This window comes from Pseudomonas sp. MF08817, from assembly GCF_059862705.1.
Genome location: NZ_JCBCUY010000020.1, coordinates 31418 through 53886, shown reverse-complemented (window position 1 = coordinate 53886; position 22469 = coordinate 31418). Strand labels below are relative to the sequence as shown.

Below are 22469 nucleotides of genomic sequence, written 5' to 3'. Positions count from 1 at the left end.
GTATTGACACTGTGGTCGGCCGTGCGGCCGCCACCTGGATGGGACGATGACTGCTCTGCGCCTTCCTTTTATTTTGCTGCTCGCTGGCGTTCTTGGCCTGGCGGGTTGCAGCGTGCACCAACCGGTGTCGCTGTATCAGCTCGACAGCGGCACCCCGCCCCAGCCCGCGCAAAGCGGCGGCATGGCGGTGTTGCTTGGTCCGGTGCTGGTGGCCGACTACCTGCAACGCGAAACCCTGCTGCAACGCCAGCCCGACGGTAGCCTGCAAGCGGCCACCGATGGTCGATGGGCAGGCAGCTTGTCTTCGGATATCGATCAATTGCTGCTGCGCCAAGTGGCCGGGCACCTGGACAGCCAGCGCGTAGTGCTGGCCCCGGCGAGCCAGGGCTTCACCCCAGACGTGCAAGTGCTGCTGTCGATCACGCGCCTGGATTCGGGCGTGTCGCAACCGGCGGTGCTGGACGCCCAATGGCGCCTGATCGACCGCCGTGGCCAGGTGCGCGACAACCGCATCATCCACCTGCAGGAAGTCCACGCTGGCAGCACTGCGGCCCAGGTCCAGGCCCAGGGTGTGTTGCTGCAACGCTTGGCGCAGCAGTTGTCGGTGGCCCTCAAGCCCCTGGCCAATCAGCCGCCCATCGTCGAAGCTCCGCGCCGCCAGGCCCCGGCCCCGGCCAAACCTGCGGCCCAGGACAAGCAACCGAAAATCCCGATGGCTGCGCCGATCCGTACCGACATGGAAGTGTTCAGGTTCTGAGCCGAGCGCAGACAAAAAAGGCCCGCTGACTGAGCGGGCCTTTTTATTGGGCGGCATTTATAGGCTGTAAGGACAGGCTTGGAGTGCCTTCCTGTGGGAGCGGGCGTGCCCGCGATGGCGGTGGGTCAGGCGACCTTGATGTAGCTCAACTGACACCACCGCAAGCACGCTCGCTCCCACCGGGGTAGAACCCTCAGGCGCGGGTTTCGTGCATCCGCGCCAGTTGCCGTTCCAACATCGACGGGTAGGGCTCCATCAGACGTTCGACGCAGCAGGCGCCTTCGGGGCTGGCGATGGGGCGGATGCGCGCGCGTTGGCGAATCAGGTTGTCGTCGCTGATCTTGCGCTCCACCAGCAGCAGGTTGCGGCTGTGTTGGGACAAGGCCAAGGCATCCTGGGCGCTCTCGGTCAGCAGCAGGTCGATCTGGCTCAGGCCGAACAGTTCATCGCCCAGAGTCAGGCCCAGTTGCAGTTGCAAGGTGATGCCGCTGTCCGCCACTTCGATCTGCAACTGATGGCCCAAGGCTCGCAGCAGTTCACCGCAGCAGATGGCGTTGGTCAGGTAGTCTTCGCCGCTGTCTTCGCTGTGGAACAGCATCAGGGTGCTGCCGTCGTTGAGGGTGTGCAGTTCGCTCTGGTACAGCGAGGCAGCCTGGTCGAGGCAGTCACGGTAGCGATCCAGGAGTTCCGTGAGGCGAGCGCGGGGCAGGCGCCGCAATTGATCCTGGGCGCCCAATTGCACCGCCAGTACGGCGCTGTGCTGGGGCACGGCTGGTACGACCGGCCGGGGTTGTAGCTTGGCCACGGCGGTGTCGTCACGCAGGTCGGCGAAGGGGTCTTCTTCGCCCGGCAGGTCTTCTTCGGCGTTGAGCACATGCCGGGGCGCGGCTTTCAGGCTCGGCAGCGGGGCGCTTTCGTCGAAACTGGGATCGCGCAGGTTGCGCACTTCAAACTCAGGTTCGTCATCGTCGTTGTCGTCGGCTTCGGCCTGGGGTTCAGGCTCGACCCGCTGCGGGGCGAAACTGGTGTGCAACTGGCGGGCGAGGTCGCCGATTTCGTCCTGGCGCTGGGTGGCCGGGGTGTGTTCGTCGATGTCGCGCAGCCACACGCGCAATTGCATCAGCGGCGTGGAGATATGCCGCCCCAGGCGCAAGCTCAAGGCCAGGGCCAACGCCAGCAAAATGGCACTGAGGATGCCCATGCTTTGCAGGCTGATGGTCATTGGTTGCTGGAACTGGTCCATGTCCAGGCTGATGCGCAGGTGCCCGGCGGTCACGTCCTGGAAAGTGATCTTGGTTTGGTACAGGCCTTCGACTTCGCCCAGCAGGCTGTTTTTCGGGCGTTGGCCGGCTTCGGCGAGAATGCGGTTGTCCACGCTATAGATGGCGGCGTGGGCCACCAGCGGATTTTTGGTCAGGTTATTGAGCAGCACGTTGAGGCTAAGGATGTCGTTTGACACCAGCAACTCGGTGGCGGAGGTCGCGGTCTGGGTGGTCAGGCTCTGGCCCAGGGCGTCAGCCTGCTCGTGCATGGCCTGCTTGAACTGCAAACCCATCACACAGGCGTAAATCACCAGGGCCAGGGCGACCAGGATCACGTTATGGCTGGCGATGCGTAATGCGATCGGTACACGGCGATGGCGCAGTGCCCGGAAGATCAGCAGAAAGAAGTTATCGGTTTTGACTGGCGTAGGCCGGTTCACTGAGCTCGGCTCTTGTCCGTGAAGTTGACGCGCAGTATAGCGACAGGCCACATACCGGCAAAGCGCTGGCTATGCCCGATGGTCACTGAAAGTGGGTAGAATGCGGTTTTTTTCCACCTGCGGGGGTGCGCCTTGCGTGAAATTGTCCTGATTAACATCACTGGCGTCGACCGTCCCGGTCTGACGGCGGCCATTACCGGCGTTCTGGCCCAGGGTGGTGTGAACATTCTCGACATCGGCCAGGCAGTGATCCACGACACCCTGTCGTTCGGCATCCTGGTCGAGATCCCCAGCACCGAGCAGGGTTCGTCGGTGCTCAAGGACATCCTCTTCACCGCCTACAAGCTGGATCAGCAGGTGCGTTTCACACCCGTGTCCGAGGCCGATTACCAGCATTGGGTGGCGGGCCAGGGCAAGAAGCGCCATATCGTCACCCTGCTGACCCGCAAGGTCACCGCCGAGCAATTGCAGCGCGTGAGCTCGATCACCGCCGAATACGGTTTGAATATCGACCATATCGATCGCTTGTCCGGGCGCATGCCGCTGGACACCCCGGCCGACCAGGGCAAGGGCTGCATCGAGTTTTCCGTGCGCGGCGAGCCGGGCGACCCCCAGGCCTTGCGCGCCGAGTTCCTCAGCGTGGCCCAGGAGCTGAACGTTGATATCGCCTTCCAGGAAGACTCGCTGTTCCGCCGTAACCGGCGCCTGGCGGTGTTCGACATGGACTCGACCCTGATCGAGGCCGAAGTCATCGACGAACTGGCCAAGGCCGCGGGCGTGGGCGAGCAGGTGTCGGCCATCACCGAGCGGGCGATGGCCGGCGAGTTGGATTTTCGCGCCAGCTTCAAGGAACGCCTCGCGCTGCTCAAGGGCCTGGACGTTAGCGTGCTGGACTCCATCGGTGCCTCCCTGCGCCTGACCGAGGGCGCCGAAACCCTGTTCGCCGAACTCAAGCGCCTGGGCTACAAGACCGCGATCCTGTCGGGTGGCTTCACCTACTTCGCCAAGCAACTGCAAGCCAAGCTCGGCATTGACTATGTGTTCGCCAACGAGCTGGAAGTGGTGGACGGCAAGGTCACGGGCGTGGCGGTGGAGCCGATTGTCGACGCGCAACGCAAGGCGGATTTGCTGCGCGAATTGGCGCACAAGGAAGGCTTGCGTCTGGAGCAGACCATTGCGGTCGGCGACGGCGCCAACGACTTGCCGATGCTGGCGATTGCGGGGCTGGGCGTGGCGTTTCGCGCCAAGCCGCTGGTCAAGCAGTCTGCCAAGCAGGCCATTTCGACGCTGGGGCTTGATGGCGTGCTGTATCTGCTGGGCTTTCGGGACCGGGATGGGCAGCTTTAAGGCTGGCTGAACAACCCTTCTCATAAGGTGGAAGCGGGCGCGCCCGCGAGGGCGGCAGCACAGTCGATCTACAGGCTTCTGACCGTTCGCTATCGCGGGCAAGCCCGCTTCCACACTGCTTTTGCGGTGTTTTTAGATCACGCCTTGGGCAATGCCAGACCCTGGCCCATCACCACCGGCGAACCCGCCGCCAACGCTTCGACCCACTTCACCTGATCCGGGCCAAACAGCACGACGGCGGTCGAGCCCAGTTTGAAACGACCCAGCTCGGCGCCTTTTTCCAGGTGGATTGGGCCGCGGGCAGCTTCGTCGTAGCGAAAGGTCTTCAGCTCGCGTTTGGGTGGCGTAACCAGCCCGGCCCATACGGTTTCGATGGAGGCGACGATCATCGCGCCCACCAGCACCACGGCCATCGGGCCGCGTTCAGTGTCGAAAATGCAGGCCACGCGCTCGTTGCGGGCAAACAGCTCCGGCACGTTTTCGGCGGTGGTCTGGTTGACCGAGAAAATCCGCCCAGGGATATACACCATTTCCCGCAGGGTGCCGGCCAGCGGCATGTGCACGCGGTGGTAGTCCTTGGGCGACAGGTAAATGGTGGCGAAATCGCCGCCCATGAACGGTGCTGCTGTCGCGGCATCACCGCCGAGCAATTCCAGCACGCTGAAACTGTGGCCCTTGGCCTGGAACACGCGGCCGTGCTCGATCGGGCCCAGTTGGCTGACGGCGCCGTCGGCCGGGCTGAGAATCGCCCCTGGGGTTTCGTCCAGCGGGCGTGCGCCTTCTTTGAGGGCGCGGGTGAAGAACGCGTTGAAGTGCTCGTAGGCAGTCAGGTCTTCGACCAAGGCCTGGGACATGTCCACCTGATAGCGTTTGGCGAACCACGCGGTGAAGGCGTTTTTGAACCAGCGCACGCGGCATTCGGCGATGCAGCCGGCCAGGCGCGAGAGCAAGTGGTGGGGCAGCAGGTACTGGCTGAGGATAAACAAACGCTTTTTCATTGGGGGTCCTTAAAAAACCTTAAATCTCGACAGGGGTGTCGGGGTGGTTGCCCCATTCGCCCCAGGAGCCGGCATAGCCTTTGACGCGCGGGTAACCCAGCGCCTTGGCCACCAGGTAGGTGAAGCCGGAGCGGTGATGCGTCTGGCAGTGGGTGATGATTTCTTTGTCCGGGGTGATGCCCAGGCCTTGGAGGGTTGGCGCCAGGTCAGTACGCATGCGCAGGTGGCGCGCCGGGTCCATGGCGGCGGTCCACTCGAAGTTCACAGCGCCGGGGATGTGCCCGGCCTTGGCGGCGAGGACTTTTTCGCCGCTGTATTCCTGCGGGCTGCGGGCGTCCCAGATCGCCAGGTCGGCGGCGCCGATGCGGCTTTGCAGGTATTCGCGGGTTGCGGTGGGTTCGTCGTGCAGGGTCAGCGCCACCGGGCCGGCGGCTGGCGCAGGGGTTTCGGTCGAAACCGGCAGGCCTTCGGCCAGCCACGCCGGCAGGCCACCGTCGAGGTAGTGGTAACGGGCGTGGCCAATGACATCGAGCAGCCAGATAAAGCGCCCGGCCCAACCGCCGCCCTCGTCGTCATAAACCACGTAGGTGGCGTCGGGGTGGTGCCCCAGTTCGCCGAACAGGTTTTCCAGGGCTACCTGGCTGGGCAGCAGCCCCGGCGCTGGCGGCTGGCCCAGTTGGGTGCGCTTGGGGTCGACGAAGCGGGCGCCGGGAATATGCCCGGTGGCGTAGCGGGCGGCGCTGGTGAGGTCTACCAGGATCAGGTCGCGGGCATCGAGGCGCGCGAGCAGGTCGCTGGGCTCAATGACCAGCGTCAAGCCAGAGAAGTCGGACATCTGCGTCTCCAGAGCACAAAGGGAGCGATTGTAGCGCTTAGCCGTGGGCGGTAAAGCTGTGCAGGGCTTTTTCGATGCACTGCGCGGTTTTGCCGAAGGCTTGCACGGTGATTTCCGAGAACGGCCCACCGCCCTGATCCGCCATGACCACCATCACCACCCGGCCGTTGTTGGACAGCGAGCGCAGCAGCAAATGATTGCCATCGAAGGGCGCGCGCAGGCTGGCGGGCAGGTGGGCGGAGAACTGGGCGTTGTTGGCCGGGCTCAGGCGCACCTGCGCCGGTTGGCTGAGCAGGCGTTGCAGCACAGTGCTCTGGTTCACTTGCAGGCTCAAGGTGGCCATGCCCTTGGGTAGGCCGGCGGTCTGATGGGCGCGCAGCACACTTTGGTTGCGGTCAGTCATCAGGATCATCACCCGGTGCATGCCGCACGCCACCAGGGCGTCGCGGGCGAATGTGGTCAGGTGCATGGCGTTGGTGAACACACTGGGCTCGGCCAGCAGTTGCCCGCAGAGCTTGCGCCACAGCGCCAGATCTTCAGCGGTGGGTGCCGGCGCCGGTAATTGGCCGGGGTGCAGGTGCTCGGCGCCCCAGGGCCAGATCAGGGAAATGGCCGGGTGCCACAGGTCTGCCATGGCGTGGTGCTGGGCGCTGCGCACGGCTTGCTGGTGTATGTGCTGCTGCAACTCGTCCATGGGTGTTTGCAGGTAAAGGCTGGTGAGGAATTGCCAGCGCAGCAGGTGCGGGCAGGACCAGGATTGTTGCGCCGCCAGGGCAATGCCATTGGCCAGCAGCACGGTGTTGGCCGGTTGGTTGAGCCAGCGGCGTAGCGTCGGGTCGGCATCGAGCAGTTGCTGCTGGTGCAGCGGGTTGTCCGCGCCACGGGCGATGTGCAGGACCTGGACCAGCAAACGCTGTTCGTTCAGCAGCAGGCGATAACCCTGCTGCACCCAGATCGGCAGCCGCCACAGGTCCACCAGGGCCTGGCACAGCACCAGCAGGCGCACACCAAACAGTTCCTTTTCCACCTTGTGGGCCGATTGCCCGCGGCGGATCACCCGCAATTCCCACTCATCGAGCAGTTGCGGGTAGGTCAGCGCCAATGGCCACAGCGGCGACAGGAACAGCAGGCTACCCCAATGAATGTCTTGCCACAGCCGCGCCAGGCGACTGCCGAATAGGCCGTTGGCCTGCTGGGTGGCGTGCTGGCTGATGAGCTGCAACTGGCGCAGCGCGATGGGGATCTCGCTTTCAGGGCGGGCGGGGAGGTGGGCCAGCAGTTGCTCGGTGCGCTTGAGGCCCAGGCGATTAAGGGCCACTTCAAGGTTTTCCGCAGTCTCGGTCATGCTGCCGTGGGTGTGCTGGTTGGCCTCGCGGATCACGCTCAGGGCTAGGGCTGGGCTGTCTTGCATCAGCTCGGCGATATCACGCATGGAGCTGCGGCTGTCGGCGATGGCCTTGCACACACGGTCATGGCTCGCCTGCGGCACCGGCAGGCGCACGGCATCGAGCAACTTTACCCAGCCTTCAAGCGTGTGGGGGCGTGAAGTTGGGACTGTCGTTTCATTAGTCATGGTTGATCGCGATCACTATTGACTGGCAGTGCGCCCGCAACGGGCCAAATTGGCTTTTCGCCTGAACTGGCTATAGTCTGGCGCAGTTTTGCCGATAAGCAGAAGAAGAGATTCATTAACTTCCGAATATGACCTTGAACCCGACTCAATAAGTACTTCCCTACTATGGCTAAAATTATCGGCATCATCGTCGTGTTCGCGAGCGTGCTCGGCGGATACGTGCTTTCCCACGGCAAGATCGCCGCCCTGATCCAACCTTTCGAGGTGTTGATTATCGGGGGCGCGGCTTTCGGTGCATTCTTGCAGGCAAACCCTGGGCATATGACGATGCATGTCATTAAAAAGTCCCTTGGCATGTTTGGCTCGCGTTTCAGCCACGCTTTTTATCTTGAAGTGCTGGGCCTGATCTACGAGATCCTCAACAAGAGCCGCCGCGAAGGCATGATGGCCATCGAGGCGGATATCGAAGACGCCGCCGCCAGCCCGATCTTTGCCAAATACCCCACCGTGCTCAAGGACGACCGCATGACGGCCTACGTCTGCGATTACCTGCGCATCATGTCCTCGGGCAACATGGCCCCGCACGAGCTCGAAGGCTTGTTCGACATGGAGCTGTTCAGCATGAAGGAAGAGTTGGAGCATCCTTCCCATGCGGTGACCGGCATCGCCGACGGTATGCCGGGCTTCGGTATCGTCGCGGCGGTACTGGGTATCGTGGTGACCATGGCGTCGCTGGGCGAGGGTGACCAGGCGGCCATCGGCATGCACGTCGGTGCGGCGCTGGTGGGTACCTTCTTCGGTATTCTCGCGGCCTACGGTTTCTTCGGTCCGCTGGCCACGTCCCTGGCCCACGACGCCAAGGAAGAGCTGAACGTCTACGAAGCCATCAAGGCTTCCCTGGTAGCTTCGGCTTCCGGCATGCCGCCGTCCCTGGCGGTGGAATTCGGGCGCAAGGTGCTTTACCCGCTGCATCGCCCGAGCTTCTCGGAGCTGGAACAAGCGGTTCGCGGTCGCTAAGCCATGGAAAACAACCAGCCGATTATCATCAAGCGCGTCAAGCGCTTCGCTGCCGGACACCACGGGGGCGCCTGGAAAATCGCCTTCGCCGACTTCGCGACAGCGATGATGGCGTTCTTCCTGGTGTTGTGGCTGCTGTCCACCGCCACGCCGGAACAGAAGATCGCCATCGCCGGTTACTTCAAAGACCCCATCGGTTTTTCCGAAAGCGGTACGCCCTACATCATCGACCTGGGCGGCTCGCCGGAGCTGGCGCCGGACACCACCCTCAACCCCGAGGTCAAGTCCCAGCCGCAACCGGACAAGGTCACGGTCGATACCGACCAGGTCGAAGGCATGGCCGAGCAGGTCGAGCAGGAGCGCCTAGAGCTGCTGCTGCAAGAGTTGCAGAACAAGGTCGATGAAAACCCGCAACTGCAAAAGTTCAAGGACCAGATCCTCTTCGAGATCACGCCGGACGGTTTGCGCATCCAGATCATGGACGCCGAGAACCGGCCGATGTTCGACTCCGGCAGTGCACGCCTCAAGCCGTATTTCGAGGACATCCTGCTGGCCATGGCCGACACCATCAAAGCGGTGCCGAACAAGATCAGCATCAGCGGCCACACCGACGCTACGCCTTATTCGGGTGCCGGCGAGTTCGGCAACTGGGAGCTGTCGGCCAACCGCGCCAACGCGGCACGCCGGGCCTTGGTTGCCGGTGGTTACCCCGATCCACAAGTGGCGCGGGTGGTGGGCTTTGCCTCCTCGGCGCTGTTTGACCGGGCCAAGCCGTTCAACCCGGTCAACCGTCGCATCGACATCGTGGTGATGACTCGCAAGGCCCAGCGAGCCATCGAAGGCGAGCAGCAACCCGCCGAGCCGACTACGCCGACCCAGGGCGAGGGCGCGCCGGGCGAAGTGCCGGCCGACCCGAACGCCTTGCCGGCCGACAAGGTGCCGCTGCCGCCCCACGAGCTGCGCGAGAAGCTCAACATCTTCGAGGATGGCGGCGCCAAGGCGCCGGCGGCGCAGTAACCACCGCAACAAAAAAAGCCCCCGCGACATTCACTGTCGCGGGGGCTTTTTAGTGCGCCGCTGGCCTAGTAACTGCTTTCGGGCAGGCTGGCGATGATCGAGCGGTAGCTGTTCATCCGCTGCTGCTGCACGCGGCCATCTTCCAGCGCCTTGAGCAGGGCGCAACCGGGTTCGCGGTCGTGCTTGCAGTCGCGGAAGCGGCAGGTGCCGATCAAGTCGTTGAACTCGATGAACCCGGCCTCCACATCGGCGCGGCTGACGTGGCCCAGGCCAAATTCACGGATGCCCGGGGAGTCGATCAGCTCGCCGCCGCCAGGAAAGTGGAACAGGCGCGCGGTGGTGGTGGTGTGGGTACCCTGGCCGGACAGCTCCGACAGTGGGCCGACGCGGGTTTCCACTTCCGGCAACAGGCTGTTGACCAGGGACGACTTGCCCACGCCCGACTGGCCGACGAACACGCTGATGCGCCCGTCCAGTTGCTGTTGCAGTTGCTCCATGCCGTTGCCGTGGTGCGCTGACACTTCCAGCACCGGGTAGCCCAGGGTGCGGTAGACGGCCAACAGGGCATTGAGCGCTGGGGCGTTCTGCTCGTCGATCAGGTCGAATTTGTTGAGCAGTAGCAGCGGCCGGATGCCCGCGTGCTCGGCCGCTACCAGGTAGCGGTCGATCAGGTTGGCGTGGGGCTCGGGCAGCGGCGCGAAGACGATCACGATCATGTCGACGTTGGCCGCCACAGGCTTGAGCTGGCCGCGGCTGTCGGGGCGGCACAGTTCGGTGTTGCGCGGCAGTTGCGCCACGATCACGCCGATGCCCTGGTTGCCGGCTCGCCAGACAACCTGATCGCCGGTCACCAGCGCCGGCAGGTTGGCCCGCAAGTGGCAGCGGAACACCTGGCCGGCCGACTCGCCTTCGCGGGCCTCGACCTCGACCTGCACGCCGAAGTGAGCGATCACCAGGCCCGTTTGTTCGGGGCCCAGGTCGCCGCCCTCCAGGGCTTGCACTGCCGAGGACTCGCGTTTTGCGGCGCGGGCAGCGCGCTCGCCCTGGATTTTTTCGATGCGCCAGTTTTGACGACGATTGAGTTGGCGTTTGGCCATGGGTGTTCCGTGTTGAGAATGCAGCGAAGAGGTAAAACGGCCGCGAGTTTAGCACGCTCGCGCTATCCCCTAGGCTAAACTGCGCGACTACCGGAGGAGCCAACCCATGCAAAACCCACAGAATCTGATTTGGATCGACCTGGAAATGACCGGGTTGAACCCCGACACCGACGTCATCATCGAGATGGCGACCATCGTCACCGACAGCGACCTCAACACCCTGGCCGAAGGCCCGGTGATCGCAATCCACCACAGCGACGCAATCCTCGCCGGTATGGACGAGTGGAACACACGCCAGCACGGCGGCTCGGGCCTGACCCAGCGCGTGCGCGACAGCCGCATCAGCATGGCCGAGGCCGAAGCGCAGACCATCGCTTTCCTGGAGCAGTGGGTGCCCAAGGGCAAATCGCCGATCTGCGGCAATAGCATCTGTCAGGACCGGCGCTTCCTCTATACCCACATGAAAGCGCTGGAAAGCTACTTCCACTACCGCAACCTGGACGTCTCCACCCTCAAGGAGTTGGCCGCGCGCTGGGCGCCTGAGGTCAAGGACAGCTTCCACAAAGGCAGCACCCACCTGGCCCTGGACGACATCCGCGAGTCCATTGGCGAGTTGCAGCATTACCGCAAGCACTTCATCAAGTTCTGATTGTGTAGAAGGGCTGAAGGCCCCATCTCGGGCAAGCCCGCTCCTACAGGGCATCTGCGAACCTGTGGGAGCCGCCCCACGGTTTTCCTGGCACCGCCCTCTTTTGGTGCCATCACATAATGGCTAGACTGCGCGCCTTCCTGTCAGGACCGCCATCATGCTGTTGATGCTCTATTTGATTGCCATTACCGCTGAAGCCATGACCGGCGCACTCTCTGCGGGGCGCCGTGGCATGGATTGGTTTGGCGTGGTGCTGATCGCCTGTGTGACGGCGCTGGGGGGCGGGTCGGTGCGTGACGTGCTGCTAGGCCACTACCCGCTGACGTGGGTCAAGCACCCGGAATACTTGGTGCTGACCACGGTGGCGGCGATGTTCACGGTGTTTACCGCGCGTTGGATGCGCCATCTGCGCTCGCTGTTTTTGGTGCTCGACGCCGTGGGCCTGGTGGCGTTTACCCTGATCGGCTGCATGACCTCCCTGGAAATGGGCCACGGCATGTTGGTGGCGTCCGTCAGCGGGGTCATTACCGGCGTTTTCGGCGGCATCCTGCGGGATATTTTCTGCAACGACATCCCGCTGATCTTCCGCCGCGAGCTTTACGCCAGCGTCTCCTTCGCCGCAGCCTGGTGCTACATGTTCTGCCTGTGGCTGAACCTGCCGGGCGAGCAAGCCATCCTTATCACTCTGTTTGGCGGCTTCCTGCTGCGCCTGCTGGCGATCCGCTTTCACTGGGAAATGCCCAAGTTCGTCTACAACGACGAGCACTGATCCCGCGTCGCATGCTGCTTGAGTGCCCACGCCACGTGCTCGCGCACCAGCTCCGACGGATAGTCCGCCCGCGCCTTCAAGGCCTCCAGCACAGGGATGGTCGAGGGTGCATTGCCCAGGCCCACCGCCAGGTTGCGCAGCCAGCGCTCATAGCCGGCACGGCGCAGCGGCGAGCCTTCGGTGCTGCTGAGAAATTGCGCTTCGTCCCAGAGGAATAATTGCGCCAACTCGGCGTTATCCAGATTGTGCCGGGGCTTGAAGTCGCTTTCGCCCGACGGGCGGGCGAAGCGGTTCCAGGGGCAGACGATTTGGCAGTCGTCGCAGCCGAACACCCGGTTGCCAATCAGCGGCCGCAGGTCTTCTGGGATGGCGCTCTTGAGTTCGATGGTCAGGTAGGAAATACAGCGCCGCGCATCCAGCACATAAGGCCCGACGAAGGCGTTGGTGGGGCAGATGTCCAGGCACGCGGTGCAGCGCCCGCAGTGTTCGCTGGCGTGGGGCGGATCCACAGGCAGCGGTAGGTCGACGAACAGTTCGCTGAGGAAGAAGTAGCTGCCGGCCTTGCGGTTGAGCACCAGGGTGTTTTTGCCGATCCAGCCCAGCCCAGCCTGCTCGGCCAGGGCTTTTTCCAGCACCGGGGCGCTATCGACGAAAGCGCGGTAGCCAAAGGGGCCGATCAGTGCCTGGATGCGCTCGGCCAGTTGCTGTACGCGTTTGCGGATCAGCTTGTGGTAATCGCGGCCCAGGGCATAACGGGAAACGTAGGCTTTTTCCGGTTGGGCCAGGCGTTGGGCCATTTGGGTGTCGCCAGGCAGGTAGTCCATGCGCAGAGAAACCACCCGCAGCGTGCCGGGCACCAGCTCTTCGGGGTGCGAGCGCTTGCTGCCGTGGGCGCCCATGTAATCCATTTCGCCGTGGTAGCCGGCATCGAGCCAGCGTTGCAGGTGCTGTTCGTGTTCGCCCAGGTCCAGGCCGCTGATGCCGACTTGTTGAAAGCCCAGTTCACGGCCCAGCGCCTTGATCGTTTGGGCCAGGGCGGGGAAGTCGGGGGAGGTGACAGGCATGAGACGAGAGAAACCGGGGCTGAGGTGCGTATAATTCTGCCAGACATCGGAGCCCGAAGACGCATGCCGCAGACAAATCAACCATTGCCCGACGTACAACACCTCGCGCCCGGCCATCTGCCGGGCCTTTTACCTCGCGGGGCGAGTGCCCATAAAGGCCAGTTCGGCCATGTTTTACTGATAGGTGGTGATCGCGGTTTTGCCGGCGCCATTCTGCTCAGCGCCGAAAGCGCCTTGCGCAGCGGCGCGGGGCGGGTGTCGCTGGCCACCCGCAGCGAGCACGTGCCGGCGGCCCTGGCGCGGTTGCCGGAAGCCATGGCGCGAGGTATTGCCTCGGCCAATCAGTTGATGGGCTTGCTGGCCCAGGCCTCGGTGTTGGTGGTCGGCCCCGGGTTGGGGCAGTCGGCCTGGAGCCGCAGCCTGCTATCGGCTGCCGCCAACACCGCGCTGCCCCAGGTGTGGGACGCCGATGCCCTCAACCTGCTGGCCGACGGCGGCATCAACCTGCCCGCAGGCTGCGTGCTCACGCCCCATCCGGGGGAGGCGGCGCGCTTGCTGGGCGTATCGACAGCCGAGGTTCAGGCCGACCGTACTAAGGTGGCGCGCGCATTGAGCGCCAAATACGCCGCGGTGGTGGTGCTCAAGGGGGCTGGCAGTTTGATCGCGAGCCCGGATGGGCGGGTTTCCCGTTGCGACCGGGGGCATCCGGCCATGGCCAGCGCGGGCCTGGGGGATGTGCTGGCCGGGTTGATCGGCGCCTTGCTGGCCCAGGGCTTGAGCGCGTTCGACGCGGCGTGCCTGGCCGTGTGGCTGCATGCCTGCGCCGGTGAACAACAAGGCCGATTGGGTCGAGGCCTGGCGGCCAGCGACCTGATTCCAGCCATTCGTCAGTTATTGGAGGAGCAATCGCCGTGCGTGAAGTAACGCTGTTTATGGCGGATGAACAGGCTATGACGGATTTGGGCGGCGTGCTTGCCCGAATCACCCAAGGCCATGGTCTGATTTTTCTCGATGGTGACCTGGGTGCGGGTAAAACCACCCTGTCGCGGGGCATTATTCGCGGGCTGGGACACGTCGGCGCGGTAAAAAGTCCTACCTTCACTTTGGTCGAACCCTACGAGATCGGGGGCATCCGCGCCTTCCACTTCGACCTGTATCGGTTGGTTGACCCAGAAGAACTGGAGTTTTTGGGGATTCGCGATTATTTCGACGATGACGCGCTGTGCCTGATCGAATGGCCCGAAAAGGGTGCAGGCTTTTTGCCAAAGCCCGACCTGACCATTACCATTAGGCCGCATAACGCCGGGCGTTCACTGCATGTGTTGTCCCAAGGTGCGCGCGGTGAGTCGTGGTGCGCAGCCTTGGCATTGAAATTCAAATAAATAATGGGGTTAGGTATGCGCTTTCGCGCGTTGGTTACTGTCGTAGGGGTGTTGCTTGCGGCAATGACTGTCAATGCTCTGGCCGCTTCGCAGGTGCGCAGTGTGCGCCTGTGGCGCGCACCGGATAACACGCGACTGGTGTTTGACCTGTCCGGCCCAGTGCAGCACAGCGTTTTCACGCTCAGTGCCCCGGATCGCCTGGTGATCGACATCAACGGCGCAACACTAGGCGCGCCGCTGAACGTCTCCACCGCCAACACCCCCATCACCGCCATGCGTTCGGCCCAGCGCACGCCGAGCGACCTGCGGGTGGTGATTGACCTCAAGCAAGCCGTCACACCGAAAAGCTTCGTGCTGGCGCCCAACGCCCAATACGGTAATCGCCTGGTGGTCGACTTGTTCGACAACCCGTCCGACGCCGCTTCGCCGCCTACACCGACCCCCAGCGTGGCCACGGTGCCGGCCGTGCCGGTGACCGCACCCAAGCCTGCTATTAATCTGCCACCAGCGCCGGCCGGAAAGCGCGACATCATTGTGGTCATCGACGCCGGCCACGGCGGCGAAGACCCGGGTGCCTCGGGCTCGCGCGGCCAGCGGGAAAAAGACGTGGTGCTGGCTATCGCCAAGGAATTGCAACGCCAGGTCAACGGCATCAAGGGCTTTCGCGCCGAGCTGACCCGCACTGGCGACTACTTCATCCCGTTGCGTGGGCGTACCGAAATCGCCCGCAAGAAGGGCGCCGACCTGTTTGTCTCGATCCACGCCGACGCGGCCCCCTCCAAAGCGGCGTTCGGCGCCTCGGTGTTCGCGCTGTCCGATCGCGGCGCCACCTCCGAGACCGCACGCTGGCTGGCCGACAGTGAAAACCGTTCTGACCTGATCGGCGGGGCCGGTAACGTCAGTCTCGACGACAAGGACCGCATGCTTGCCGGGGTGCTGCTCGACCTGTCGATGACCGCGTCCCTGACCTCCAGCCTGAACGTGGGCCAGAAAGTGCTGAGCAACATCGGCCGTGTCACGCCGCTGCACAAGCAGCGGGTGGAGCAGGCCGGGTTCATGGTGCTCAAATCCCCAGATATTCCGTCGATCCTCGTCGAAACCGGGTTCATCTCCAACGCCAACGAAGCCTCGAAACTGGCTGCTGCCAGCCACCAGCAGGCGCTGGCCCGCTCCATCAGCAGCGGCGTGCGCCAGTTCTTCCAGCAGAACCCGCCGCCGGGCACCTACATCGCCTGGCTGCGTGACGCCGGCAAGATTGCGCAGGGGCCGCGGGATCACCGGGTCAGCCCAGGCGAAACGTTGGCGATGATTGCTGTGCGCTACCAGGTGTCGGCGGGTGCCTTGCGCAGCGCCAACAATCTCAAGACCGATGAGCTGAAAATCGGCCAGACCCTCAACATTCCGAGCACGGAACTGGCGGTCAAGGAATGAACGACATCGTGAACAACAGCGCTCGCATCGAACTGCTCAGCCCAAGGCTGGCGAACCAGATCGCCGCGGGCGAAGTGGTCGAGCGCCCGGCGTCGGTCATCAAGGAATTGCTGGAAAACAGCATCGACTCCGGCGCGCGGCGTATCGACGTGGATGTGGAACAGGGCGGCGTCAAGCTGCTGCGGGTGCGTGACGATGGCAGTGGCATCTCCTCCGACGATTTGCCCCTGGCCCTGGCGCGCCACGCCACCAGTAAGATCCGTAACCTGGAAGACCTGGAACAAGTAATGAGCCTGGGGTTTCGCGGCGAGGCCCTGGCGTCCATCAGCTCGGTGGCGCGCCTGACCCTCACCTCGCGCACCCGTGAGGCCGAGCAGGCCTGGCAGGTGGAAACCGAGGGCCGCGACATGGCGCCCCGGGTCCAGCCTGCGGCCCATCCGGTGGGCACGTCGGTGGAAGTGCGCGACCTGTTCTTCAACACCCCGGCGCGGCGCAAATTTCTCAAAACCGAAAAAACCGAATTCGATCACCTGCAAGAAGTCATTAAGCGCCTGGCCCTGGCCCGTTTCGACGTGGCCTTCCACCTGCGCCATAACGGCAAGACCATCCTCAGCCTGCACGAAGCCCACGATGACGCGGCGCGTGCCCGGCGCGTGGCCGCGGTGTGCGGGGCGGGCTTCCTGGAGCAGGCGCTGCCGATTGAAGTTGAGCGCAATGGCCTGCATTTGTGGGGCTGGGTCGGCTTGCCGACGTTCTCCCGTAGCCAGGCTGACTTGCAGTACTTCTATGTGAACGGCCGCGCAGTGCGCGACAAACTGGTGGCCCACGCGGTGCGCCAGGCGTACCGCGACGTGCTGTTCAACGGCCGTCATCCGACCTTCGTGCTGTTTTTCGAGGTCGATCCGGCGGTGGTTGACGTCAACGTGCACCCGACCAAGCACGAAGTGCGTTTTCGTGATGGGCGCATGGTTCACGACTTTCTATATGGCACCCTGCACCGTGCCTTGGGTGATGTGCGCCCCGAGGACCAGCTCGCCGCGCCTGCGGCGGTCGCGGGTATGGTCCGCCCGACCGGCATCGACGCCGGCGAGTTCGGCCCCCAGGGCGAAATGCGCCTGGCGGCCAATGCCTTGCTGGAGCAGCCCCAGGGGCAACCGAACGTTCATGCGCCGGGCTCCGGCGCGGGGGCGGGTTATCAGTATCAATACACGCCGCGGCCAACGTCCGCTGTGCCGGCCGCAGAAGCCCAGGCGGCGTACCGTGAGTTCTTCGCGCCACTGCCTGGGGCCGGCGCCGTGGCGTTGCCCGAGGGGCAGGGCGATGTTCCGCCATTGGGTTATGCCCTGGCGCAGCTCAAGGGCATCTATATCCTCGCGGAAAACGCCCAGGGCCTGGTGCTGGTGGATATGCACGCGGCTCACGAGCGGATCATGTACGAGCGTTTGAAAGTCGCCATGGCCAGCGAGGGTCTCAGTGGCCAGCCGCTGCTGGTGCCCGAATCCTTGGCCCTGAGCCAACGTGAAGCGGACTGCGCCGAAGAGCACGTCGCCTGGTTCCAGCGCCTGGGCTTCGAGCTCCAGCGCCTAGGCCCGGAAACCCTGGCCATTCGCCAGATCCCGGCACTGCTTAAGCAGGCCGAGGCCAATCGGTTGGTCAGTGACGTGCTGGCAGACCTGATGGAATACGGCACCAGCGACCGGATTCAGGCTCACCTGAACGAACTGCTCGGCACCATGGCCTGCCACGGCGCGATCCGCGCCAACCGGCGCCTGGCCTTGCCGGAAATGAACGGCTTGCTGCGGGACATGGAAAACACTGAACGCAGTGGTCAATGCAACCATGGCCGACCGACCTGGACCCAATTGGGCCTGGACGATCTGGACAAACTGTTCTTGCGCGGTCGCTGATGAGCCATTTACCTCCCGCCATCTTCCTGATGGGCCCTACGGCCGCGGGCAAGACCGACCTGGCCATCGAGCTGACCAAGGTGTTGCCGTGCGAACTCATCAGCGTGGATTCCGCACTGGTCTATCGCGGCATGGATATCGGCACCGCCAAGCCTTCAAAGGCGCTGCTGGCCGAGCATCCCCATCGTTTGATCGACATTCTCGACCCGGCCGAGGCTTATTCGGCCGCGGATTTCCGCCGTGATGCCTTGGAAGCGATGGCGGACATCACCTCGCGCGGCAAAATCCCGCTGCTGGTGGGCGGCACAATGCTCTACTACAAGGCTTTGCTCGACGGCCTGGCGCAGATGCCAGCGGCGGACCCGCAGGTTCGCGCCGATATCGAGCAAGAGGCTGCGCGCCTTGGCTGGCAAGCCCTGCACGACCAATTGGCGGCGGTTGACCCGGTGTCGGCGGCGCGTATTCACCCTAACGACCCGCAGCGCTTGAGCCGGGCGCTGGAAGTTTATCGTGTCAGCGGCCAGAGCATGACCGCCCACCGCGAGCGACAATCTGCGCAAAGTACTGAAGCAGCCGCTTCGGGGCGAGGACAATTGCCCTATACTGTCGCGAACTTGGCCATCGCCCCGGCGAACCGCCAAGTACTGCATGAGCGCATTGCACAAAGATTCACACAAATGTTGGAACAGGGTTTCGTTGACGAAGTCATAGCACTGCGCTCCAGAGGTGACTTGCACGCCGGGTTGCCGTCTATACGTGCCGTGGGTTATCGACAAGTCTGGGATCACCTGGATGGCAAGCTGACATTCACCGAGATGCAGGAGCGCGGCATCATTGCCACGCGCCAATTGGCGAAGCGTCAGTTCACCTGGCTACGCAGTTGGGCTGATTTACAGTGGTTGGACAGCCTGGCTTGCGACAATCTGCCACGCGCCTTGAAATACTTGGGAACGGTCTCCATATTGAGCTGAGTCCTTGCAATTGCCGTCTATCCTTGGGGGTGTGGCGGCCACAAGCCATCTGTTTTCTAATTTTTTATTATTGATCCTTAAAGGAGTGCGGCACATGTCAAAAGGGCATTCGCTACAAGACCCTTACTTGAATACTTTACGTAAAGAGAAAGTGGGGGTTTCCATCTATCTGGTCAACGGGATCAAGCTGCAAGGCACGATCGAATCCTTCGACCAGTTCGTCATCCTGCTCAAGAACACCGTCAGCCAGATGGTGTACAAGCACGCTATCTCCACAGTAGTGCCGGTTCGTCCAATTCGTCTGCCTAGCGCTACCGAAAACGAACAGGGCGACGCTGATCCTGCTCCAGGTAACGCCTGATAGGAGTCTCCTTTGTTCTTTGAGCGCCACGGTGGTGGTGAGCGGGCAATCCTCGTTCACTTGGATGGACAGGACCCTGAGGCGCGCGAAGATCCGCAGGAGTTTCAGGAGTTGGCTCTATCGGCCGGCGCCGAGACCGTTGCGTTCTTTAACGTGCCGCGTCATCGGCCAACCGCCAAATACCTGATTGGCAGCGGCAAGGTCGAGGAACTGCGCGACCTGGTCAGCGCCGAACAGGTCGATCTGGTCATTTTCAATCACATCCTCACGCCCAGTCAGGAACGTAACCTCGAACGTGTTTTCGAGTGTCGCGTGATCGACCGCACGGGTTTGATTCTCGACATCTTTGCCCAACGTGCCCGCACCCATGAAGGCAAGCTCCAGGTAGAACTGGCCCAGCTTGAGCACATGAGTACGCGTTTGGTGCGCGGTTGGACCCACCTTGAGCGGCAAAAGGGTGGCATCGGCCTGCGCGGCCCGGGTGAAACTCAGCTTGAAACCGACCGGCGTCTGTTGCGGGTTCGCCTGCGGCAGATCAAGGGGCGGCTGGAGAAGGTGCGCAGCCAGCGCGAGCAGTCCCGTCGAGGGCGCAAGCGTGCGGATATCCCCACGGTTTCGCTGGTGGGCTATACCAACGCCGGCAAATCCACGCTGTTTAACTCGGTGACGCAATCGGACGTGTATGCGGCGGATCAACTCTTCGCCACGCTCGACCCGACCTTGCGTCGCCTGGACCTAGATGACCTGGGGCCGATTGTCCTGGCCGACACCGTTGGTTTTATCCGGCACTTGCCTCACAAACTGGTCGAGGCCTTTCGGGCCACGCTCGAAGAGTCGAGCAACTCCGACCTGTTGTTGCATGTGATCGATGCCGCCGAACCCGACCGCATGCTACAAATCGAGCAGGTGATGGTGGTGCTGGGTGAGATTGGCGCCCAGGACTTGCCCATCCTCGAGGTCTATAACAAACTCGATTTGCTCGAAGGTGTAGAGCCGCAGATCCAGCGCGATGCCGATGGCAAGCCGCAGCGGGTCTGGTTGTCGGCGCGGGACGGTCAAGGGTTGGATCTGCTCAAGCAAGCTATCGCGGAATTGCTCGGCAACGATTTGTTCGTCGGCACCTTGCGCTTGCCTCAGCGTTTTGCTCGACTGCGTGCTCAGTTCTTCGCAGCGGGTGCGGTACAGAAAGAAGAACACGACGAAGAAGGCCTGAGTTTGCTGGCTGTGCGCCTGCCCCGGATCGAGTTGAATCGACTGGTCAGTCGCGAGGGCTTGCAACCGATGGAGTTTCTCGAGCAACACACTTTGCAATAAAAGCCTGGAAAAGCGGTTGTGCCGCTGTCGTAGGCATTCTGTAGCATTGGCCGACGCGCCGTGGGCGCGTCTTTGCTTTATCAGATGGAGAGCGCTATGGCTTGGAATGAGCCGGGTGGCAACTCGAATAATCAGGATCCTTGGGGTGGTAAGCGCCGCAATAATGGCGACCGCAAGGGGCCACCAGATCTCGACGAGGCCTTCCGAAAGCTACAGGAAAGCCTGAACGGGTTGTTCGGTGGTGGAAAAAAACGTGGCAGTGACGACGGCAATGGCAGCTCTGGCAAGGGTGGTGGCTACGGCCTGCTCGGCCTGGGGCTTGTCGTGCTGGCAGCCGTTTGGTTGTACAGCGCCGTCTACGTCGTGGACGAGCAGGAGCAGGCTGTGGTGCTGCGCTTCGGCAAATACTACGAGACTGTCGGCCCGGGCCTGAACATCTACTTCCCGCCGATTGATAAGAAGTACATGGAAAACGTCACGCGTGAGCGTGCCTATACCAAGCAAGGCCAAATGCTGACCGAAGACGAGAACATCGTCGAAGTCCCTTTGACCGTGCAGTACAAAATCAGCAACCTGCGGGATTTCGTGCTGAACGTCGATCAGCCGGAAATCAGCCTGCAGCACGCGACCGAGAGTGCTCTGCGCCATGTGGTGGGTTCCACCGCGATGGATCAGGTGCTGACCGAAGGTCGTGAATTGATGGCGAGCGAGATCAAGGAGCGTCTGCAACGCTTCCTCGACACTTACCGCACCGGTATCACCGTTACTCAGGTCAACGTACAGAGCGCTGCTGCACCGCGCGAAGTGCAGGAAGCCTTCGATGACGTGATCCGCGCACGCGAAGATGAGCAGCGTTCGCGCAACCAGGCTGAAACCTACGCCAACGGCGTCGTGCCGGAAGCCCGTGGTCAGGCCCAGCGCATCATCGAGGATGCCAACGGTTATCGCGATGAAGTGGTTTCCCGCGCCAAGGGTGAAGCCGACCGCTTTACCAAACTGGTGGCTGAGTACCGCAAAGCCCCTGAAGTCACCCGCGAGCGTCTGTACCTGGACACCATGCAGGAAGTCTTCAGCAACACCAGTAAAGTGTTGGTGACCGGTAATAAAGGTGGCCAGAGCAACCTGCTTTACCTGCCGCTCGACAAGATGATCGAAAGTGGCCGCACTGGCTCCTCGCCAGTAACTGGCGCCGCCGCAGCCAGCAACAATGATGCGGGCACGCACAGCGGCGCGGATTCGCAGCCACAGCCAACGCGTTCCAGGGAGAGTCGCTGATGAGCAATAAATCGCTGATCGCCCTTATTGTCGGCGTCGTCGTGGCGATCGCTGCCTGGAACTGCTTCTACATCGTGGCTCAGACCGAGCGTGCGGTGTTGCTGCAGTTCGGTCGGGTGGTCCAGGCTGATGTCCAACCGGGCCTGCATGTGAAAGTGCCATACGTCAACCAGGTGCGTAAGTTCGATGCTCGCCTGATGACGCTGGATGCGCCGACACAGCGCTTCCTGACACTGGAAAAGAAAGCCGTCATGGTCGATGCTTTTGCCAAGTGGCGCGTGAAAGATGCTGAGCGCTTCTACACCGCGACTTCCGGCCTCAAGCAGATTGCTGACGAACGTCTGTCCCGTCGTTTGGAATCGGGCCTGCGCGACCAGTTCGGTAAGCGTACGTTGCACGAAGTGGTGTCCGGCGAGCGCGATGCGCTGATGGCGGATATCACCGCTTCGCTCAACAAGATGGCCGAGAAAGAGCTGGGCATCGAAGTGATCGACGTCCGGGTCAAGGCCATCGACCTGCCGAAGGAAGTGAACCGCAGCGTGTTCGAGAGGATGAGCACAGAGCGTGAGCGTGAAGCTCGCGAGCACCGCGCCAAAGGTAACGAACTGGCAGAAGGCATCCGTGCCGACGCCGATCGTCAGCGTCGCGTACTGCTGGCTGAAGCCTATCGCGAGTCTGAAGAGGCGCGCGGTGATGGTGATGCCCAGGCAGCGGCGATCTACGCCAAGGCCTACGGCCAGGATCAGGAGTTCTACGCGTTTTACCGTAGCCTGCGTGCCTACCGTGAAAGCTTCGCGAACAAAACCGATGTCATGGTGCTTGACCCAAGCAGCGACTTTTTCCGCTACCTGGAAAAAGCCAAGCCTTGACCCCTGCGACACCCCGTCGAGCGGCTAAAGCGCTTGGCGGGGTGATCCTTTGGGAAAACGGGTGTATGATGCGGCAGCCGGGAAATTCCCGGCTTTTTTGCGTCTGCATGTTTGATTGCTTCAGAACGAGTTGA

Annotated in this window: 21 protein-coding genes; 15 read left to right on the top strand and 6 right to left on the bottom strand. The window is 62.7% G+C overall.

Annotation, left to right across the window (positions count from 1 at the left end; translation table 11 throughout):
- Window positions 1–46: 46 nt before the first annotated feature.
- Entirely contained in the window at window positions 47–757 is a 711-nt protein-coding gene (locus AC19YR_RS14120; protein WP_095109337.1) for a PqiC family protein, read from the top strand.
- Window positions 758–950: 193 nt separating this feature from the next.
- On the opposite strand, the gene AC19YR_RS14115 is transcribed toward AC19YR_RS14120, so the two are convergent.
- The gene (locus AC19YR_RS14115) at window positions 951–2459 is read right to left on the bottom strand and encodes an AhpA/YtjB family protein (RefSeq protein WP_500598910.1); all 1509 of its coding nucleotides are present in this window, start codon (window positions 2457–2459) and stop codon (window positions 951–953) included.
- A 132-nt stretch (window positions 2460–2591) separates the two neighbouring features.
- On the opposite strand from AC19YR_RS14115, the gene serB reads away from it, so the two are divergent.
- Window positions 2592–3806, top strand: a complete 1215-nt coding sequence (gene serB, locus AC19YR_RS14110; protein WP_095109339.1) for a phosphoserine phosphatase SerB — start codon at window positions 2592–2594, stop codon at window positions 3804–3806.
- A 137-nt stretch (window positions 3807–3943) separates the two neighbouring features.
- On the opposite strand, the gene asd is transcribed toward serB, so the two are convergent.
- The 3 genes from asd to AC19YR_RS14095 are packed head-to-tail and all read right to left on the bottom strand — an operon-like array spanning window position 3944 to window position 7212.
- Complete coding sequence (gene asd, locus AC19YR_RS14105; RefSeq protein ID WP_500598908.1) at window positions 3944–4804, bottom strand: archaetidylserine decarboxylase; 861 nt, start codon at window positions 4802–4804, stop codon at window positions 3944–3946.
- Between the two features lie 19 nt (window positions 4805–4823).
- Window positions 4824–5639 carry a thiosulfate sulfurtransferase gene (gene rhdA / locus AC19YR_RS14100; RefSeq protein WP_500598907.1) on the bottom strand — a complete coding sequence of 272 codons (816 nt, stop codon included), beginning with the start codon at window positions 5637–5639 and terminating at the stop codon, window positions 4824–4826.
- Window positions 5640–5676: 37 nt separating this feature from the next.
- Entirely contained in the window at window positions 5677–7212 is a 1536-nt protein-coding gene (locus tag AC19YR_RS14095) for an HDOD domain-containing protein (protein ID WP_500598905.1), read from the bottom strand.
- A gap of 165 nt (window positions 7213–7377) precedes the next feature.
- On the opposite strand from AC19YR_RS14095, the gene motA reads away from it, so the two are divergent.
- Both motA and motB read left to right on the top strand, forming a co-directional pair.
- On the top strand, window positions 7378–8229 hold the full coding sequence (motA, locus tag AC19YR_RS14090) for a flagellar motor stator protein MotA (protein ID WP_095109343.1): 852 nt from the start codon (window positions 7378–7380) through the stop codon (window positions 8227–8229).
- A gap of 3 nt (window positions 8230–8232) precedes the next feature.
- Window positions 8233–9246, top strand: coding sequence for a flagellar motor protein MotB (gene motB, locus AC19YR_RS14085; protein ID WP_095109344.1), 1014 nt, complete (start codon window positions 8233–8235; stop codon window positions 9244–9246).
- A gap of 65 nt (window positions 9247–9311) precedes the next feature.
- Here motB and rsgA read toward each other — a convergent pair whose 3' ends face one another.
- The gene (gene rsgA / locus AC19YR_RS14080; protein ID WP_095109345.1) at window positions 9312–10343 is read right to left on the bottom strand and encodes a small ribosomal subunit biogenesis GTPase RsgA; all 1032 of its coding nucleotides are present in this window, start codon (window positions 10341–10343) and stop codon (window positions 9312–9314) included.
- 106 nt (window positions 10344–10449) lie between these two features.
- Between rsgA and orn the strand changes: the two genes are divergently transcribed.
- Window positions 10450–10992, top strand: coding sequence for an oligoribonuclease (orn, locus tag AC19YR_RS14075; RefSeq protein WP_095109346.1), 543 nt, complete (start codon window positions 10450–10452; stop codon window positions 10990–10992).
- A 154-nt stretch (window positions 10993–11146) separates the two neighbouring features.
- On the top strand, window positions 11147–11761 hold the full coding sequence (locus AC19YR_RS14070; protein WP_176465113.1) for a trimeric intracellular cation channel family protein: 615 nt from the start codon (window positions 11147–11149) through the stop codon (window positions 11759–11761).
- Here AC19YR_RS14070 and queG read toward each other — a convergent pair.
- Complete coding sequence (gene queG, locus AC19YR_RS14065) at window positions 11743–12825, bottom strand: tRNA epoxyqueuosine(34) reductase QueG (RefSeq protein WP_500598903.1); 1083 nt, start codon at window positions 12823–12825, stop codon at window positions 11743–11745. The genes AC19YR_RS14070 and queG overlap by 19 nt on opposite strands.
- 63 nt (window positions 12826–12888) lie before the next feature.
- Between queG and AC19YR_RS14060 the strand changes: the two genes are divergently transcribed.
- The 9 genes from AC19YR_RS14060 (at window position 12889) to hflC (ending at window position 22335) form a co-directional block, all read left to right on the top strand.
- Window positions 12889–13749 (top strand): NAD(P)H-hydrate dehydratase, encoded by an 861-nt coding sequence (locus AC19YR_RS14060; protein WP_500598901.1) that lies wholly within the window; start codon window positions 12889–12891, stop codon window positions 13747–13749.
- Complete coding sequence (gene tsaE, locus AC19YR_RS14055) at window positions 13737–14207, top strand: tRNA (adenosine(37)-N6)-threonylcarbamoyltransferase complex ATPase subunit type 1 TsaE (RefSeq protein ID WP_500598899.1); 471 nt, start codon at window positions 13737–13739, stop codon at window positions 14205–14207. Before AC19YR_RS14060 ends, tsaE begins: the two co-directional genes overlap by 13 nt.
- Before the next feature lie 3 nt (window positions 14208–14210).
- On the top strand, window positions 14211–15638 hold the full coding sequence (locus AC19YR_RS14050) for an N-acetylmuramoyl-L-alanine amidase (protein ID WP_218192055.1): 1428 nt from the start codon (window positions 14211–14213) through the stop codon (window positions 15636–15638).
- Window positions 15635–17545, top strand: a complete 1911-nt coding sequence (gene mutL, locus AC19YR_RS14045; RefSeq protein ID WP_095109352.1) for a DNA mismatch repair endonuclease MutL — start codon at window positions 15635–15637, stop codon at window positions 17543–17545. The genes AC19YR_RS14050 and mutL overlap by 4 nt, the downstream gene beginning before the upstream one ends.
- A complete protein-coding gene (miaA, locus tag AC19YR_RS14040; RefSeq protein ID WP_095109353.1) occupies window positions 17545–18516 on the top strand; it encodes a tRNA (adenosine(37)-N6)-dimethylallyltransferase MiaA in 972 nt (323 codons plus the stop codon). Before mutL ends, miaA begins: the two co-directional genes overlap by 1 nt.
- A 94-nt stretch (window positions 18517–18610) precedes the next feature.
- Complete coding sequence (hfq, locus tag AC19YR_RS14035) at window positions 18611–18877, top strand: RNA chaperone Hfq (RefSeq protein WP_095109354.1); 267 nt, start codon at window positions 18611–18613, stop codon at window positions 18875–18877.
- A gap of 12 nt (window positions 18878–18889) precedes the next feature.
- Window positions 18890–20191 carry a ribosome rescue GTPase HflX gene (hflX, locus tag AC19YR_RS14030; RefSeq protein ID WP_095109355.1) on the top strand — a complete coding sequence of 434 codons (1302 nt, stop codon included), beginning with the start codon at window positions 18890–18892 and terminating at the stop codon, window positions 20189–20191.
- Between the two features lie 96 nt (window positions 20192–20287).
- Window positions 20288–21466: an FtsH protease activity modulator HflK gene (gene hflK, locus AC19YR_RS14025; protein WP_095109356.1), complete on the top strand. Its 1179-nt coding sequence runs from the start codon at window positions 20288–20290 to the stop codon at window positions 21464–21466.
- A complete protein-coding gene (gene hflC / locus AC19YR_RS14020) occupies window positions 21466–22335 on the top strand; it encodes a protease modulator HflC (RefSeq protein WP_095109357.1) in 870 nt (289 codons plus the stop codon). The genes hflK and hflC overlap by 1 nt, the downstream gene beginning before the upstream one ends.
- The last annotated feature ends 134 nt before the right edge of the window (window positions 22336–22469 follow it).